Source organism: Bacillus cereus group sp. BfR-BA-01380, assembly GCF_022663535.1.
GTDB classification, from domain to species: Bacteria; Bacillota; Bacilli; order Bacillales; family Bacillaceae_G; genus Bacillus_A; species Bacillus_A cereus_BB.
This window is the reverse complement of record NZ_JAKUFS010000011.1, coordinates 86997-100909: the sequence shown is the minus strand read 5'-3', so window position 1 is coordinate 100909 and position 13913 is coordinate 86997. Positions and strand designations below refer to the sequence as shown.

Sequence of the window (13913 nt, the reverse complement as noted above, 5' to 3'; positions counted from 1 at the left end):
TTGAAAGAAGAAAAGAAGAGCTACCGGATAGTAGCTCTTCTTTTCATGATCTTTTCGTTGCATATATACATGTATCTCTTAATTCAGTCCCATCTACTGATACACTACTATTCTCTAAAATACCTTCTAATTTAAAACCTAATCTTTCGGGTATGGCACGGCTTTTTACATTTCTTGAGTCGCAGCGAATTTCTACTCGATTTGCTTGTAATTCATGAAAAGCAAAATCTACAATTCCTGTAACGGCTTCTGTCATGTATCCTTTCCCGCTAAAATGGGAGTGAATCCAATAACCAATTTCAAATTTCGGAATACCCCAGTTAATGCGGTGTAACCCTGAAGAGGCAACAAACTCACCTGTGTCTTTCAGGAAAACGAGTAGTCGTAAATCTTCACGCGCCAAAAATTTCACGTGAGAATCTCTAATATTTGCTTCTACTTCTTGTTCCGTTTGTTCCTTTTGAGCAAATGGCATCCAAGGTTTTAATTCTTCAATAGATTCATTGATAGCGTTATATACTTCTTTTCCATCTCCAGGTCTTGGCATCCTTATGAGAAGTCTTTCCGTATAGAACTCAGAAGGGAAATTTAATAGCAGTGGATTCATAAGAAACGCTCCTTACTTGTTATTTTATCCCACTATTCGTGGGCAGTAAGACCCTCACCTCAAGATTGAGAGAGAATCGAAGAAGATAGGTGGGGGATAACTGCCCGTAAAAGCCCGATTGGTTCAACTAACCATCAGTGGGGGATGAAAAAACCCCCACTGATGGAAGTTTCACTTTATATTATGATACATGAATGGATGTATATGGTAAATGTTTTTTTTTCTGAATTTTAATAAAAATGCAGCTTTACTATGTTTTAGGAGTTACGTGCATTTTGCAAGGCAGTAAGCAGAGAAGTGGAAAAAGATGAAAAAGAGGTATAGAATATATTTTGTTTAAAAAGTCAGAAAAATAATTGTGTGTGAAACAGATGTAGAAGTTGTTTTGAGCGCAAGAGGAGAGGAGCGCGTAGCATGCAGACAGCAACAAAGTCGAATGCAATGAATGCACCAACGATTTACCGTATTTTATTTGCAATTAGTTTAGGGCACTTTCTTAATGATTCGATGCAGGCAGTTGTACCGGCACTGTTTCCTATTTTAGAAAAGTCGATGAATTTATCCTATATGCAGGTGGGGTGGATAGCCTTTGCTCTCAATATGACATCATCCATTATGCAGCCGGTGTTTGGGATGTATTCAGATAAGAAGCCTTCCCCGTATTTGCTGCCACTAGGAATGTTTTCAAGCATGCTTGGGATGATTGGACTTGCGTTTGCACCGAACCTTTTTATTGTTATTTTATCAGTTTTATTTATTGGACTTGGATCCGCTGTCTTTCATCCAGAAGGCGCGCGTGTTGCTTATATGGCAGCAGGAGCAAAGCGCGGTTTAGCACAATCTATTTATCAAGTAGGAGGAAACACAGGGAATTCGCTTGCGCCAATTTTTACGGCACTTGTATTTGTTCCGCTTGGTCAAATTGGAACAGTATGGTTTACAGGCTTTGCAATGGTTGGAATTATCTTATTATACTTTGTTTCTACATGGTATAAAGGCGAGTTAGTAAGCGGGGCTGTAAGAAGGAAGAAACGTGCTGCGCTAGAAGCTGACAGTTTAGTAATAAGCAGTCGAATTAAGTTTGTTATTGTTTTACTTGTATTTTTAACGTTTGTTCGCTCATGGTACGGAGCAGGGATTGGAAACTTTTATCAGTTTTATTTAATCGAGCAGTATGGATTATCGATTAAGAATGCACAGTTTTACGTATTTGCTTTCATGATTGCCGGCGTTCTTGGAACGTTTTTTGGCGGGCCGTTAGCAGACCGGTTTGGAAAGCGAAATATTATTGTTTTTTCCATGCTTGGTTCAGCACCTTTAGCGCTGTTATTGCCGCACGTTTCGCTCGTCTGGGTTGTTCCATTGTTTCTTTGTATTGGATTTATTAGTTCTAGTAGCTTCAGTGTTATTGTTGTATATGCACAAGAGCTTGTCCCAGGAAAAGTTGGTATGGTATCTGGATTAATTGTCGGACTTGCATTTGGACTTGGGGCGTTAGGAGCAGTTGTACTTGGAAAATTGGCAGATATATATAGCCTTAACTTTATTATGATACTGTGCAGCATGTTACCGTTAATTGGATTATCATCATGGTTATTGCCAAATGACCGTAAAAAGGTGGAAAGAGTTTAGTAGGCGTATTTATTTCATTTTAATGCAAAGAGGTGTAACTTGAAATATAAGTTACACCTCTTTCATACTTATAGTTTAAATTTCTTCAACAGTGGCAGACGATTGATACGCTCACCAAGAATGTCAGATGCAAGGCCGCTTGTAAATACAAAAGCGAAGTAAACAAGTCCGCCAAGGGCACCGCACACAACCACAATTAATAATGACTCCATATATGATTGGCCAGGAATTAACCATTTTAATATCATTTTTGCGCCAACTACCACAGCAGACATCGCTGCCGAGTAAATGGTAATAAGCAATACTGTTTTACCAGTTTTTACAATGTTAAACTTTGTATATTTCACAATGCAGTATAACATGATTACATCAGAAACGAGGTAACCAAGTATCGTTCCTAATACAGCGCCGTGTCCACCTAGTACGTATAGAAGCGGCGTGTTGACAACAACTTTTACAATAATACCAGCAGTAAAAGCAATCATTGTTTTACGCTGATAATCAATACCTTGTAAAATAGCAGCTGATACGGTGAAAATCGCGCTCATTACAGCGGATGGTGCGTATGAGATTAAATATTGTGAACCATCTAATGCTGTATTGTGATTAAAATATACCATACGAAATGCATCGTATGCGATGCTCGCAAGCCCAAATGATGCTGGAATTGTGAAAAATAATAAGACTGTGAAAATCTTTTCAATTTGGTTTTGCAGCTCATCTGATTTACCACCCGTAAATGACTGTGTAATTGCCGGGATGATTGTAAGTGAAAATCCTGTTGCTAGTGATGCTGGTATCATAATCAATTTTTGAGCATAGTTCGTAATGTAAGCGAACACAGCGTTTGCATGATCAAGCGGTGTGCCTATTGCTCGCAGTGCATCAGCAACTGTATATTGATCCACTAATGTATAAAGTGGAATGGCAATACCTACAAAGACAATTGGAATCGCATATCGAAGCAGTTCCATATAAATCTTTGTTAAGGAGAATGAAGAAGAACGTGTTTTTCGTTCTCCTTCTGGCGGACGAAGTCCGTTGTATTTTTTCCAGTACATAATGAGCATGGAAACACTGGCAATTGCTCCAATAACAGCGCCAAATGTTGCAACTGCTACAGAAGATGCTACTGATCCGCCTAATAGTTTAGAAACGATAAAGCTTCCAACTAAAATGAAAATAACACGAGCGATTTGTTCCACAACTTGTGATACAGCACTTGGTTTCATATATTGAAAACCTTGGAAATAACCGCGGGTAACACTCATTGCTGGCACGATAATAAGTGCAAAGCTTAGTGCACGCATTGTTAATGTTACATTTTCAACGAATCCAGGTTCAGGTGTTTTAGAGCGGATAATTAACTCTGATACGTAAGGTGCGCCGAAAAATAAAATTAAGAAACCAAGGAATCCCATAAGCATCATTACTTTTAAGCTTGAGTTGTATAACTTTTTACTTGTACTGTAATCTCCTAAAGCGTTATATTTGGCAACAAATTTGGAAACGGCGATAGGAATACCTGCCGTTGAAAAGCTTAATAAAATTCCATACCAGGAGTATGCATAAGAATATAAAGCAACCCCTTCACTCCCAACTAAAGCTTGAAATGGGAAGAAATAAATAAAACCTAAAATACGTGAAATCATTGTTGCACCGCTTAGCAGGGCAGTGCCTTTCAATACTTTTGAAGTAGACAAAATACTTCCTCCTACTCTGGTTGCTTAAGAATCATCTTTTTCTACTATAAACTCGTCTGAGTATTTTATAAAGTAAAATACTAAATTTATTATTACAGAATTTTTACAAAGCATGTTTGTTTGCGGAATTTTAGTAAAAAATTGTAAGTTTATGTAAAAAACTGATAATTTTTAGGCTGAAGACATAAAGATGCAATTAGGAAGAATTTATCATATAATGAAATTGATTCAAAAGAGATATTGGGAGGTGTTGATATGGCGATTATAATGAAATTGCTAGATACTGCAGCGTCTCATGCAAAGCCAAGTATGGAAAAGGCGATACTTTGCATGAGGTAGAGATCTAATATACATTCGCCTAAATGGACTTGTATCATTTCTCTTATATTTGGCTTTGCACCTTATTTAGATGAAACATAAAAAATAAGGGGCGAGCGGAAATGAAATATGTAAAAGCAGCGACTGTTTTACCTGAACAGTTGATTATAGAAATTCAAAAGTATGTGCAAGGAGAAACGATTTATATTCCAAAACCTGAAAATACTTATCATAAGTGGGGCACGCGCTCTGGAGGGAGAAAGCAACTTGATGATCGAAATAAAGCAATTAAACATGCTTTTAAAGGCGGAACAGCAATTCATCAACTAGCTGAAGAATATTTTCTCTCCATTGAAACTATTAAAAAAATAGTGTACTCCAAATAAAGATAAAAAAGCACTGTGTATTTTATATAGAATACACAGTGTTTTTTCATGTAAAGTTTGTTTCTAAATTATCCTCTGCATTTTATAAAGCAAATTCATTGTATAAAATAAACAATAAATAAACAATTTTGTATGGAGTGATAGAAATGAATACCTTTATTAGAAGTGATCAATACAACTTTATAAAATCACAAGCTCAAATTCTAGTGAATGGACATGCAACTGCGAATGATAAGGGAGTTATTGATGCGCTGAAATCCCTGGCGACTGAAAAAGTATTACATCTGTTTGAAAATCTTACAGATGAACAAAAAGAATTAATTGATATGATTTTGACGATTGAAAATAGAGAGGATGCAGAATCATATTTGTTCAAGTTAACCCCATATGTAATACCGTTTCAAGAGGTGACCCAGCAAACATTAAAAAAATTATTTCCTAAGGCTAAAAAGCTTAAACTGCCTCAAATGGAAGAAATCAATATGAAAGAGACATCTTACTTAAGTTGGATTGATAAAGGGACGAACAGAAAATTTATTATAGTTCGGAATAATAATAAGTTTGTAGGTGTGCAAGGCACATTTCAAAGTATAAACAAAAAAGGAATTTGTGCATTGTGCCATAAACATGAAGAAGTGGGAATGTTTCTTGTTGAAATAAAAGGTGATATACCAGGTACTTTTGTTAAAAAGGGAAACTATATTTGTCAGGATAGTACAGTGTGTAATTGTAATATCACTTCGCTTGATAAATTACATGATTTCATCGAGAGAGTGAGGAAATAAATAATAGGGGGCACCATACATACCCATCAAGCTAAGGAACTAGCTATATGGTGATAAAAGATAGGAATACCCAATAAACGTCCGATTTGGGCGTTTATTTACTTATGCAGCTTTTTTGTTTTCTTTCCTCGCTCATAAAAAACTCCTAATTAGCTTCACAAGAATTTAAATATACAACTTTACCTTTGCTTGTAGAATCTGCTGTTATAATACCTTTATCTTGACTAATTTTTGCATTCATCTCTTTAAAAACATTTTCTGTTTAATCTATTTAAATAATGTTATAATTTGTATACAAATGAATTATATGTATATATTTGTAATATTCTGTAATAATTTTATCAATCTAAATAACAATAAATTTGAAAGCTTTTGACGAAAATTGTGTTAATATTTGGATAATATCTCTTAGGGAAGGGTGGTTTAATTGAACACAGGTGTTGTTGCAAAGAGTGATATCACAAAGTTACTTAATGATTGGTATCAAGAAATGCGTGTGCAGCATGTGCTGAAAGCAGGTCAGTTAAAGAAAGAAATTGATAGTAAAATTGATAAAATTGAGGAAGATCAAGAAATTCTCATTTATTATTCATTATTAGATTTCAGATATAAAATGTTGATTGGCAACTTTGATAAAGACTTAAACAAATCTGAATCCATCTCTGAGCAAACAGATGACTTTTTGAAATATTATTATCATTTTTTTAAATTCATTTACGCTATGGAAGTTGGAGACTACAGCAACGCTAAAAAACATTATGAACTAGCGGAGAAATTGCTCGTTGCAGTCTCTGATGAAGCGGAAAAAGCTGAATTTAATTACCGAGTGGCTTTATTTCACTATTACCTTTCTCAGCCGCTCCTGGCTATTCATTACGCTACAAAGGCCCAAGAGTTTTTCTCCAAAAATAAAGGTTATGAAGTTAAAACCGGAGCTTGTAAAAATACTTTAGGGGTGTCTTGTATTTCATTAGGGCAATTTGAACTGGCAGAAGAATACTTAATCTCAGCACTCAATACTTTCACAAAAGCCGATGAGCATGCATCAATTTTAAAAGTACGTCATAACTTAGGGTTATTATATGCCGATCAAAATCTTTCAGAGTTAGCAATCCGACACCTTTCAGAAGTTTTCAAAGAAGACCAGCATATAAAGACGAATTATTTATTGGCAAGAGAGCATTTCCGCTTGGGCCATCATGAAGAAGCAAGCCAATACATATCCAAAGGGCTTAAATCTTGCGACAAAGAATATTATTACCACTTTTCGACATTAAATGGCCTAAACAAAAATGAACCTGTTGAAAAGCTAGATCACCTAGTATCAGAAGCGATTTCATATTTCAAACATCAAGAATTATGGAAAGATGTACAACTTTATGCAGAAGAATTAGCGGCAAAATGGTATGATGTAGGTAATGAAGGGGAAGTAAGCAAGTATTTTTATATTAGTTATGAAGCGAAAAAAATATTAAAACAGAGAGGGTCGTTAAAATGAAAAAAGTGAAATTGTGTATACTTAGTTTGATGACTGTAACTGTCTTATCTTTTGGCTTAAATGGATTGAATGTAAAAGAGAACGCGTCATCGGATACACAACGTGCTATTGATGTTCAGTATGAACATGGAAGAGGTATTTAATAAAAAGAGAGCCTGCTTTGAAATGAACCCAAAAAGTTAGTCACATATTTTAAGCAGCTAATGAGGAATGAGTCCTGTATTGTACGAGGGCTCATTCCTTTTACTTTCTTATATTTATCCCGCTATTCGTGGGCAGTAAGACCCCCACCTCAAGATTCAGAGAGAAGCAAAGAAGATAGGTGGGGGATAACTGCCCGTAAAAGCCCGATTGGTTCAACTAACCGTCAGTGGGGGATGAAGAAAAACCCCCACTGACGGAAGTTTCACTTTATATGGGCACTTCATTCATTTCACTCAATAATAATATGTACTGCGTGGAATATCAGCAATTTTAACTAAGTCGATGATTTTATCCCGCATTAACGGGCAGTAATACTCCCGCCTCAAAATTCAGCGGAAGCAAAGAAGTTAGGCGGGAGATAAACTGCCCGTAAAAGCCCGATTGGTTCAACTAATAATCAGTGGGGGATGAAGAAAACCCCCACTGATTAAAGTTTCACTTTATATCTATGCCTCAATTCATAAATGATTTGCGCCTTTTTCTTTCCTTGTTGTATTCGAAATAATTGATTTATCATCACAATGAATGGATAGTATTATTTCTTTAGCCAGTTGGCTTTAATAAAGTCTTCGCGGCCAGACTCTTTTCGTTCTTGTGCATATTTCTCTGGATTCTTCTTATAAAAATGTTGATGATATTCTTCCGCTTCGTAAAATGGTGCAGCGGGGCGAATTTTTGTTACAATTGGGTCTTTAAACATACCGCTTTCTGCTAATACTAACTTCGATTTTTCAGCAAGCTCTTGTTGTACTTCATTATGATAAAAAATGGCTGTACGGTAAGATGGACCACGGTCGAAAAATTGTCCGCCGTCATCTGTTGGATCGATTTGTGGCCAATATAAATCTAATAATTTTTGATAAGGAAATATAGTAGGATCAAATGTAATTTGAACGACTTCTAAATGTCCAGATTCCCCTGATTTTACATCTTCATATGTTGGATTTTCCACATGTCCTCCTGCATAACCTGAAAGGACTTTATGTATACCAGGCAGTTCATCAAATGGTTTTACCATACACCAAAAGCAGCCGCCAGCAAAAGTTGCAAGTTCATATTGTTTTTCTTCCATCGTATGTAATCCCCTTAAATTGATATGTTTTATATAGTATCATATATGTTTTAAATCACCGCAAGAGAAAAGTTAGGAAGAATAGTAAAATAATTATTGTGAGCGTTTATTCATAATCTCTCCATTTTGATTAATTTGTACATCGTTTGAAATAGATTGTAAATATTGCAACATATTTTGTTTTTCTGTACCTTGAAGCGGCGTAATTTGGTTATTACGAATCATATATGGATTAAATGACATGCGGACGTCGTTTCCTTTAAACTTCATTGTTAGAACTCCAGTTTCTGCGCTATGTCCTTTTACATAATCAGGGAAGAGGAAGTTTCCAAGTGAGTATGCAACAGGAACTTTGTCGTAATATTCAAAGCCTTGTAACCAGTGGGGGTGACTTCCAACAATCGCATTTGCACCTGCTTCTACTATTTTTTGTACATATTCTTTTTGATAAGCAGCAGGACGATTTGTTTTTTCGACTCCCCAATGCATATACACGATCATATAATCGGCATCTTTCTTTTGTTCTTTAATTGTTTTTGTGACAAGGTTTAAATCGTAACCGTTTGCAATACCAGGTTTGTTATCTGCAGCTACCCATGTAGCGTCAGGCATAAAACGAACGAAAGAGAGGAATTTAAATTTTTTACCTTTAATTGTAACTTCTCTCGCTGTATATGCATCTTTTGCATTTTTTCCTGCACCGATATACGGAATTCCCATTTTTTCAACTTGGGAAATTGTATCCAATAAGCCGTCTTGAAAATAATCGAGTGTATGGTTATTTCCAATATTAACAATATCATAGCCTGTATTTTTAATAGCTTTTAGCGTAGAAGGATCGCTTTTAATCCAAAACAGTTGGCCAGGATATTTTTTCTCGCGAGTTGTAAACGCAGATTCTAGATTTACAAATGAGTAGTCTGCTTTTTCTATTTCTGGTTTTACATGCTGAAATGGATAATCAGCGCCTTTACTTTGAATAACAGGTCGCAATTGCCAATCAAACATTGTATCACCCGAGAATGTAAGAGTAATCTCAGGATCTTCTTTCGGTTTTTTTGTTTGCTCTTTTCCTTTTGCTGTTTGTTTATTTTTTACCCCTGTATTTTGCTCATTTTTCGTTTCTGAACTTAGCGCATAGTTGATCAATAAGACTATCGGGGTAAAAAGTACAGCTAATACTATAATGCGTTTTAGTAATGTTCTTTTGCGAATTTTCATAAGTAGTCCTTTCCTTATAAAATAATATGTAGCAACATTAATTTTGAAATATATTTAAATATTAATTATTAGTGATTTTAATAGTAAGGTAACACGAGAGATTTCATTAGAACAATGAGGGAGTTTCATATACTGGCTTTTTAAAATCTATAATTCTACTTATAATTTTAAATGAGAATGGATATTAAGAAAAGTAACAATATTGAATTTTTTAGTAAAATGTCAAAATATGAAGGGAAATTCAATGTCATAATAATAACTATTTAAAGAAGAGAATTTTATTGAAATTAAAATGAAAATAGAAATTGCTCTTTAAGAATAATAGTATCTTGTTTTATAATGTTAATATTCGGACTTTTTTGTTTTTTTTTTGAAGAGGGGGATAGAAGTTATGGGAAACTTAGTGAATGGCCTATTCATTAGAGCAACAACACAAGAAGATTTACAACAAATTGTAAAGCTATGCACGATTTACGATCAAGCTATTTATGGTGAAATTGATACAACAGAAGAGGATATTATCAACTCATGGAAAGATATTGATGTGAGCAAGAGCTCTTCTGTTGTTATAAATGAAGAAGAAAATATAATCGGATACGGGATTCTTACCGGAAATGAAGGACAATTTCCTTCTGCTGTATTAATAAATCCTGATTACATACAGCAAGGTATTGAGTATTCATTATGGTCAATGCTTGAAGAGCGAGCTACGGAGCTCGTAGAGTATTCACCTCGCTTGGACGGTACGATTGTAACACAAGCAAATAATAACTATGAGGAAAAAGTATTAGCAGAAGCTGGTTTTACTCCAACTCGTATTTGGTGGGAGATGGGGATTGAATTAAAATCAAATGCTCCATCTCCACTATGGCCAAAAGAGATTACTGTACGACATTACATACCAGGTGTGGATGATGAAGGGTTACATCGAGCTTTTAATGAAGCCTTTGCAGACCACTGGAATTCGTATCCTTCTACATTAGAAGAGTTTTTGAAACGTACCGAAAGAGAGGGATTCTATCCTACATTATGGTCACTAGCGGTGCATGGAGATGAAGTGGTTGGTTTTATCTTTAGTAAAAAGGGTACTGACAATAAAGCTGAAATTACTCACTTAGGTGTAAGTCGTTCTAAGCGTAAACAAGGATTGGGATTAGCACTATTACATCATGCATTTGGTCAATTGCAACAAGAAGGAATTTCAAAGGTTCATCTAAGTGTAGACTCTAAGAATATTACAGGTGCACCTCGCGTATACGAAACAGCTGGAATGAAAGTGCAGAGTAAATTTGTTCGCTTTGATAAGGAAGTTTCTGTTGAAAAATAAAGAAGAAGTCCAGTAGTGAATTGCTGGACTACATTGCCTTCATACTATTATATATATATTAACTTTCCGACACATAAGTCGCTGCTATGCAGAATACAATATGACCGCTACTTGCTTACTCCTTTTGTTTTAAATATGGCATGTGGTCGGAAAAGGCCCTGACCGTTTCTATACGCGGCTAGATGCACTTGTCCCTACAAAAAAGAAAGGGGGTTATGTCGGTTTTTTACTTGTATACATAGTAATTAAAATTGTAAACAAAGATAACTTAAAGTTCCAAACTCATAGCTGCGATGAATTACTTTTGCTTCTGCATTGCCATTTCCCATCGCAATGAAAAGAGGAACAAAGTGTTCTGCTCTTGGAACAGCTAAACGCGCATGCGGAGCTTCAGTTTCCCAGTTGAATAGAGAGTCTGTATTGTTATGCTGAATTTGATCAATGAGCCACTCGTCAAATTCAACAGCCCATGGTTCAGGTGTAGTTTGTTCCCATTTTAACATCCGTAAATTGTGCACCGTAACACCGCTGCCGATGACTAAAATATCTTCTTTTCCAAGTCCTTGAATGGCTTTTCCAATTTCATATTGCTCTCTTGCAGGAAGGAATGGATTTACTGAGATTTGAACGACAGGTATATCAGCTTTTGGATACATACGGTGCAAGAGTGTCCAAGAGCCATGATCTAATCCGCGCGTTGTATTTTTTTGAGCGGCAATCCCTTGGTTTTTAAATTTTTCTTCTAGCATTGTTGCGATGGTTGATGAACCTTTTGCAGCGTATTTTATTTCATATAATTCAGGAGGAAAGCCGCCAAAATCATAAATTGTTTCATATGCATTGTCTGAAGAAGAAATAGTTAAAATCTCACTTTCCCAATGGGCTGTAAAAATGACAATTGCTTTTGGTTTGTATGTTTCACCAAGTGTTTGTAAAAATTTTGTATAGTTTGTATCTTGAATAGCTAGCATAGGAGAACCATGTGCTAAAAATAATGATGGCATCATAATTATTACCTCCAATAATTTAATTACTTTATGTAAGTAACTATACAACTTTAAAGTTGTTTCGTCAAGAATGAGGTGGCAGAAATGAAAATCTCATAATTTGTAATAAGGAAAGCTTTTACATATAATTTATAGGAAGAAAAATGAATCATGGTTCATTTTGTGGGGGGGAAGATTCATTTTGTTGTGAAATAGATTATAGGCTTGGGGGAGTCAAAATGAATAGACAAGAAGGATTCGTTATGACATCGGATGAATCGGAAATTTATTTACGTCAATGGTTGCCAAAAAATGAACCTCGTGGGATTGTTCAAATTGCACATGGTATGGCAGAACATGTTGGTGCATATACAGAATGTATTGAAGCGTTATTGAAAGCTGGATATGGAGTATATGCTTATGATCATCGCGGACACGGAAAAACAGTACAGCAGGAAGAAGATTATGGTCATTTTGAGCCGAATGTGGGCTGGGATCAAGCTGTTTCTGATGTAATTTTCGTTTCAGAGCTTATTCGTAAGAAGCATACCTGTCCGCTTTTCTTATTAGGACATAGTATGGGATCTTTTTTATCAAGACACGCTGTGCAGCTTCGCAGTGGGTTATATAATGGTTTCCTTATTTCAGGAACGGGAGGAAATCCGGGACTTTTAGGGGTTATTGGTCATAAAGTGGCAACGATTGAAATGAAACTCCGCGGAGAAAAAACGAAAAGTCCAATGCTAAACTTCTTATCATTTGGCAATTTCAACTCACACTTTAAGCCAAACCGTACGAAGTTTGATTGGCTGTCTTCTGATACGAAGCAAGTTGATAGATACATAGAGGACTCATTATGCGGATTTATTTGTACAACGAGCTTTTACCGTGAATTATTTAACGGTGTGCTGACTGTGAACAAACTGGAAGCATATAAGAAAACACCAAAAGATCTACCTATCTATATTTTTTCGGGAGACCGTGATCCAGTTGGAAACATGGGGAAAGGGGTTCAAGAAGTATATGATATGTATAAAAAATGTGGTGTTAAAGATGTTACCATCCGTTTATATGAGAATGGAAGGCATGAAATGTTCCGCGAGGTAAACAGACAGGAAGTGTTCCAAGATGTGGTTTCTTGGTTAGACGAGCATATTGTGTAAGAGAAGAACTCACCTTTTCATATAGGTGGGGTTTCTTTTTTTGGGAGAGAAAACAATGTTACAATGAATATTCAGAAATAAAAGAATTTTACTTTCTGTGTCTATAAGAGAAAAAAGGGAGAGAAATCAATGATTGTTAGACAAGCACTATTAGAAGAAGCAAACGAGCTAAGTAACCTCGCATTATCCTCAAAAGCAACTTGGAATTATAGTGAAGAATTCATATTAGCGTGTAAGGAAGACTTAACAATTACAGAACAATATATGAAGAATAATTATGTGTACATTTTAGAAGAAAACCAAGAAATAATCGGCTTTTTTTCCTTTCAGAGAAAAGAAGTAGACAGTCTTGATTTTCTATATTTGCACCCAGCATATAAAGGAAGAGGCTATGGCAGAATTCTTTGGGAAAGTGTTGTTCAGAAAGCAGTTGAATTAAACATGAAGAGTTTTACGATTGATAGTGATCCAAATGCGAAAGGGTATTACGTAAAAATGGGAGCGAAATTAATTGGAGAAACACCGTCTACTGTTTTTAAAAATCGTATGCTGCCGTTTTTACAGTATGATGTGTAAATTGAGCCAGTCTAATCGGATATTTTGAATTCAGTTAGGAGATGCTAAGTATGATGTATATGGAAATAGAACAGATGAGAGAGGTTTTGTTTCAATATTGGTCAAAAGAAACAAGTTCAAAATGGACACTAGACAATCCAGCGAAGGGGCAATGTGGTGTAACAGCCTTAGTAGTTCATGATTTCTTTGGAGGAGAGATCATGAAAACGAAAGTTCCTGAAGGTTGGCATTTTTATAACAGAATCAACGGTAAAAGATATGATTTTACAGCATCACAATTTTTGGACGACATAGCATATACTGACATGCCTTCTAATAGAAAAGAAGCATTTGCAGATACAAATGAGATGCAATATGATGCTTTAAAACAAAAGGTTCGTATCCATATAAAGGAATGTATCTTATATTAATTTATCTTTTGACTCTTATCAGTAA

General features: G+C 35.5%; 14 protein-coding genes. 9 read left to right on the top strand and 5 right to left on the bottom strand.

Features of this window, described 5'->3' with window-relative positions; genetic code table 11:
- Positions 1 to 43 precede the first annotated feature (43 nt).
- The gene (locus MR076_RS12485) at positions 44 to 607 is read right to left on the bottom strand and encodes a GNAT family N-acetyltransferase (RefSeq protein ID WP_242220982.1); all 564 of its coding nucleotides are present in this window, start codon (positions 605 to 607) and stop codon (positions 44 to 46) included.
- Positions 608 to 1021: 414 nt separating this feature from the next.
- Between MR076_RS12485 and MR076_RS12480 the strand changes: the two genes are divergently transcribed.
- Positions 1022 to 2239, top strand: a complete 1218-nt coding sequence (locus tag MR076_RS12480; protein WP_242220980.1) for an MFS transporter — start codon at positions 1022 to 1024, stop codon at positions 2237 to 2239.
- Positions 2240 to 2307: 68 nt separating this feature from the next.
- Here MR076_RS12480 and MR076_RS12475 read toward each other — a convergent pair whose 3' ends face one another.
- Positions 2308 to 3942: a putative polysaccharide biosynthesis protein gene (locus MR076_RS12475; protein ID WP_242220978.1), complete on the bottom strand. Its 1635-nt coding sequence runs from the start codon at positions 3940 to 3942 to the stop codon at positions 2308 to 2310.
- Between the two features lie 440 nt (positions 3943 to 4382).
- Between MR076_RS12475 and MR076_RS12470 the strand changes: the two genes are divergently transcribed.
- The 4 genes from MR076_RS12470 (at position 4383) to MR076_RS12455 (ending at position 7072) form a co-directional block, all read left to right on the top strand.
- Positions 4383 to 4646 carry a CD3324 family protein gene (locus MR076_RS12470; RefSeq protein WP_242220976.1) on the top strand — a complete coding sequence of 88 codons (264 nt, stop codon included), beginning with the start codon at positions 4383 to 4385 and terminating at the stop codon, positions 4644 to 4646.
- Between the two features lie 146 nt (positions 4647 to 4792).
- Positions 4793 to 5431, top strand: a complete 639-nt coding sequence (locus tag MR076_RS12465; protein ID WP_242220973.1) for a FusB/FusC family EF-G-binding protein — start codon at positions 4793 to 4795, stop codon at positions 5429 to 5431.
- Positions 5432 to 5858: 427 nt separating this feature from the next.
- Positions 5859 to 6929: a Rap family tetratricopeptide repeat protein gene (locus MR076_RS12460; protein ID WP_242220971.1), complete on the top strand. Its 1071-nt coding sequence runs from the start codon at positions 5859 to 5861 to the stop codon at positions 6927 to 6929.
- On the top strand, positions 6926 to 7072 hold the full coding sequence (locus MR076_RS12455) for a Phr family secreted Rap phosphatase inhibitor (protein ID WP_242220970.1): 147 nt from the start codon (positions 6926 to 6928) through the stop codon (positions 7070 to 7072). The genes MR076_RS12460 and MR076_RS12455 overlap by 4 nt, the downstream gene beginning before the upstream one ends.
- A 596-nt stretch (positions 7073 to 7668) precedes the next feature.
- On the opposite strand, the gene msrA is transcribed toward MR076_RS12455, so the two are convergent.
- Both msrA and MR076_RS12445 read right to left on the bottom strand, forming a co-directional pair.
- On the bottom strand, positions 7669 to 8205 hold the full coding sequence (msrA, locus tag MR076_RS12450) for a peptide-methionine (S)-S-oxide reductase MsrA (RefSeq protein ID WP_242220969.1): 537 nt from the start codon (positions 8203 to 8205) through the stop codon (positions 7669 to 7671).
- Positions 8206 to 8298: 93 nt separating this feature from the next.
- Entirely contained in the window at positions 8299 to 9426 is a 1128-nt protein-coding gene (locus tag MR076_RS12445) for a CapA family protein (RefSeq protein WP_242220968.1), read from the bottom strand.
- A gap of 403 nt (positions 9427 to 9829) precedes the next feature.
- Between MR076_RS12445 and MR076_RS12440 the strand changes: the two genes are divergently transcribed.
- Positions 9830 to 10753 carry a GNAT family N-acetyltransferase gene (locus tag MR076_RS12440; RefSeq protein WP_242221057.1) on the top strand — a complete coding sequence of 308 codons (924 nt, stop codon included), beginning with the start codon at positions 9830 to 9832 and terminating at the stop codon, positions 10751 to 10753.
- A gap of 245 nt (positions 10754 to 10998) precedes the next feature.
- On the opposite strand, the gene MR076_RS12435 is transcribed toward MR076_RS12440, so the two are convergent.
- Positions 10999 to 11760 (bottom strand): DODA-type extradiol aromatic ring-opening family dioxygenase, encoded by a 762-nt coding sequence (locus MR076_RS12435; RefSeq protein WP_242220967.1) that lies wholly within the window; start codon positions 11758 to 11760, stop codon positions 10999 to 11001.
- A gap of 218 nt (positions 11761 to 11978) precedes the next feature.
- On the opposite strand from MR076_RS12435, the gene MR076_RS12430 reads away from it, so the two are divergent.
- The 3 genes from MR076_RS12430 (at position 11979) to MR076_RS12420 (ending at position 13888) form a co-directional block, all read left to right on the top strand.
- A complete protein-coding gene (locus tag MR076_RS12430; protein WP_242220965.1) occupies positions 11979 to 12902 on the top strand; it encodes an alpha/beta fold hydrolase in 924 nt (307 codons plus the stop codon).
- A gap of 129 nt (positions 12903 to 13031) precedes the next feature.
- A complete protein-coding gene (locus MR076_RS12425; protein ID WP_242220963.1) occupies positions 13032 to 13478 on the top strand; it encodes a GNAT family N-acetyltransferase in 447 nt (148 codons plus the stop codon).
- 50 nt (positions 13479 to 13528) lie between these two features.
- Positions 13529 to 13888, top strand: a complete 360-nt coding sequence (locus MR076_RS12420; RefSeq protein ID WP_242220960.1) for a YunG family protein — start codon at positions 13529 to 13531, stop codon at positions 13886 to 13888.
- Positions 13889 to 13913: the final 25 nt, after the last annotated feature.

What these genes read in the sequence shown, in the direction of transcription:
- MR076_RS12485 (WP_242220982.1), bottom strand. Translation starts at nt 607, where the DNA reads ATGAATCCACTGCTATTAAATTTCCCTTCTGAGTTCTATACGGAAAGA.
- MR076_RS12480 (WP_242220980.1), top strand. Translation starts at nt 1,022, where the DNA reads ATGCAGACAGCAACAAAGTCGAATGCAATGAATGCACCAACGATTTAC.
- MR076_RS12470 (WP_242220976.1), top strand. Translation starts at nt 4,383, where the DNA reads ATGAAATATGTAAAAGCAGCGACTGTTTTACCTGAACAGTTGATTATA.
- MR076_RS12465 (WP_242220973.1), top strand. Translation starts at nt 4,793, where the DNA reads ATGAATACCTTTATTAGAAGTGATCAATACAACTTTATAAAATCACAA.
- MR076_RS12455 (WP_242220970.1), top strand. Translation starts at nt 6,926, where the DNA reads ATGAAAAAAGTGAAATTGTGTATACTTAGTTTGATGACTGTAACTGTC.
- msrA (WP_242220969.1), bottom strand. Translation starts at nt 8,205, where the DNA reads ATGGAAGAAAAACAATATGAACTTGCAACTTTTGCTGGCGGCTGCTTT.
- MR076_RS12445 (WP_242220968.1), bottom strand. Translation starts at nt 9,426, where the DNA reads ATGAAAATTCGCAAAAGAACATTACTAAAACGCATTATAGTATTAGCT.
- MR076_RS12435 (WP_242220967.1), bottom strand. Translation starts at nt 11,760, where the DNA reads ATGATGCCATCATTATTTTTAGCACATGGTTCTCCTATGCTAGCTATT.
- MR076_RS12430 (WP_242220965.1), top strand. Translation starts at nt 11,979, where the DNA reads ATGAATAGACAAGAAGGATTCGTTATGACATCGGATGAATCGGAAATT.
- MR076_RS12425 (WP_242220963.1), top strand. Translation starts at nt 13,032, where the DNA reads ATGATTGTTAGACAAGCACTATTAGAAGAAGCAAACGAGCTAAGTAAC.
- MR076_RS12420 (WP_242220960.1), top strand. Translation starts at nt 13,529, where the DNA reads ATGATGTATATGGAAATAGAACAGATGAGAGAGGTTTTGTTTCAATAT.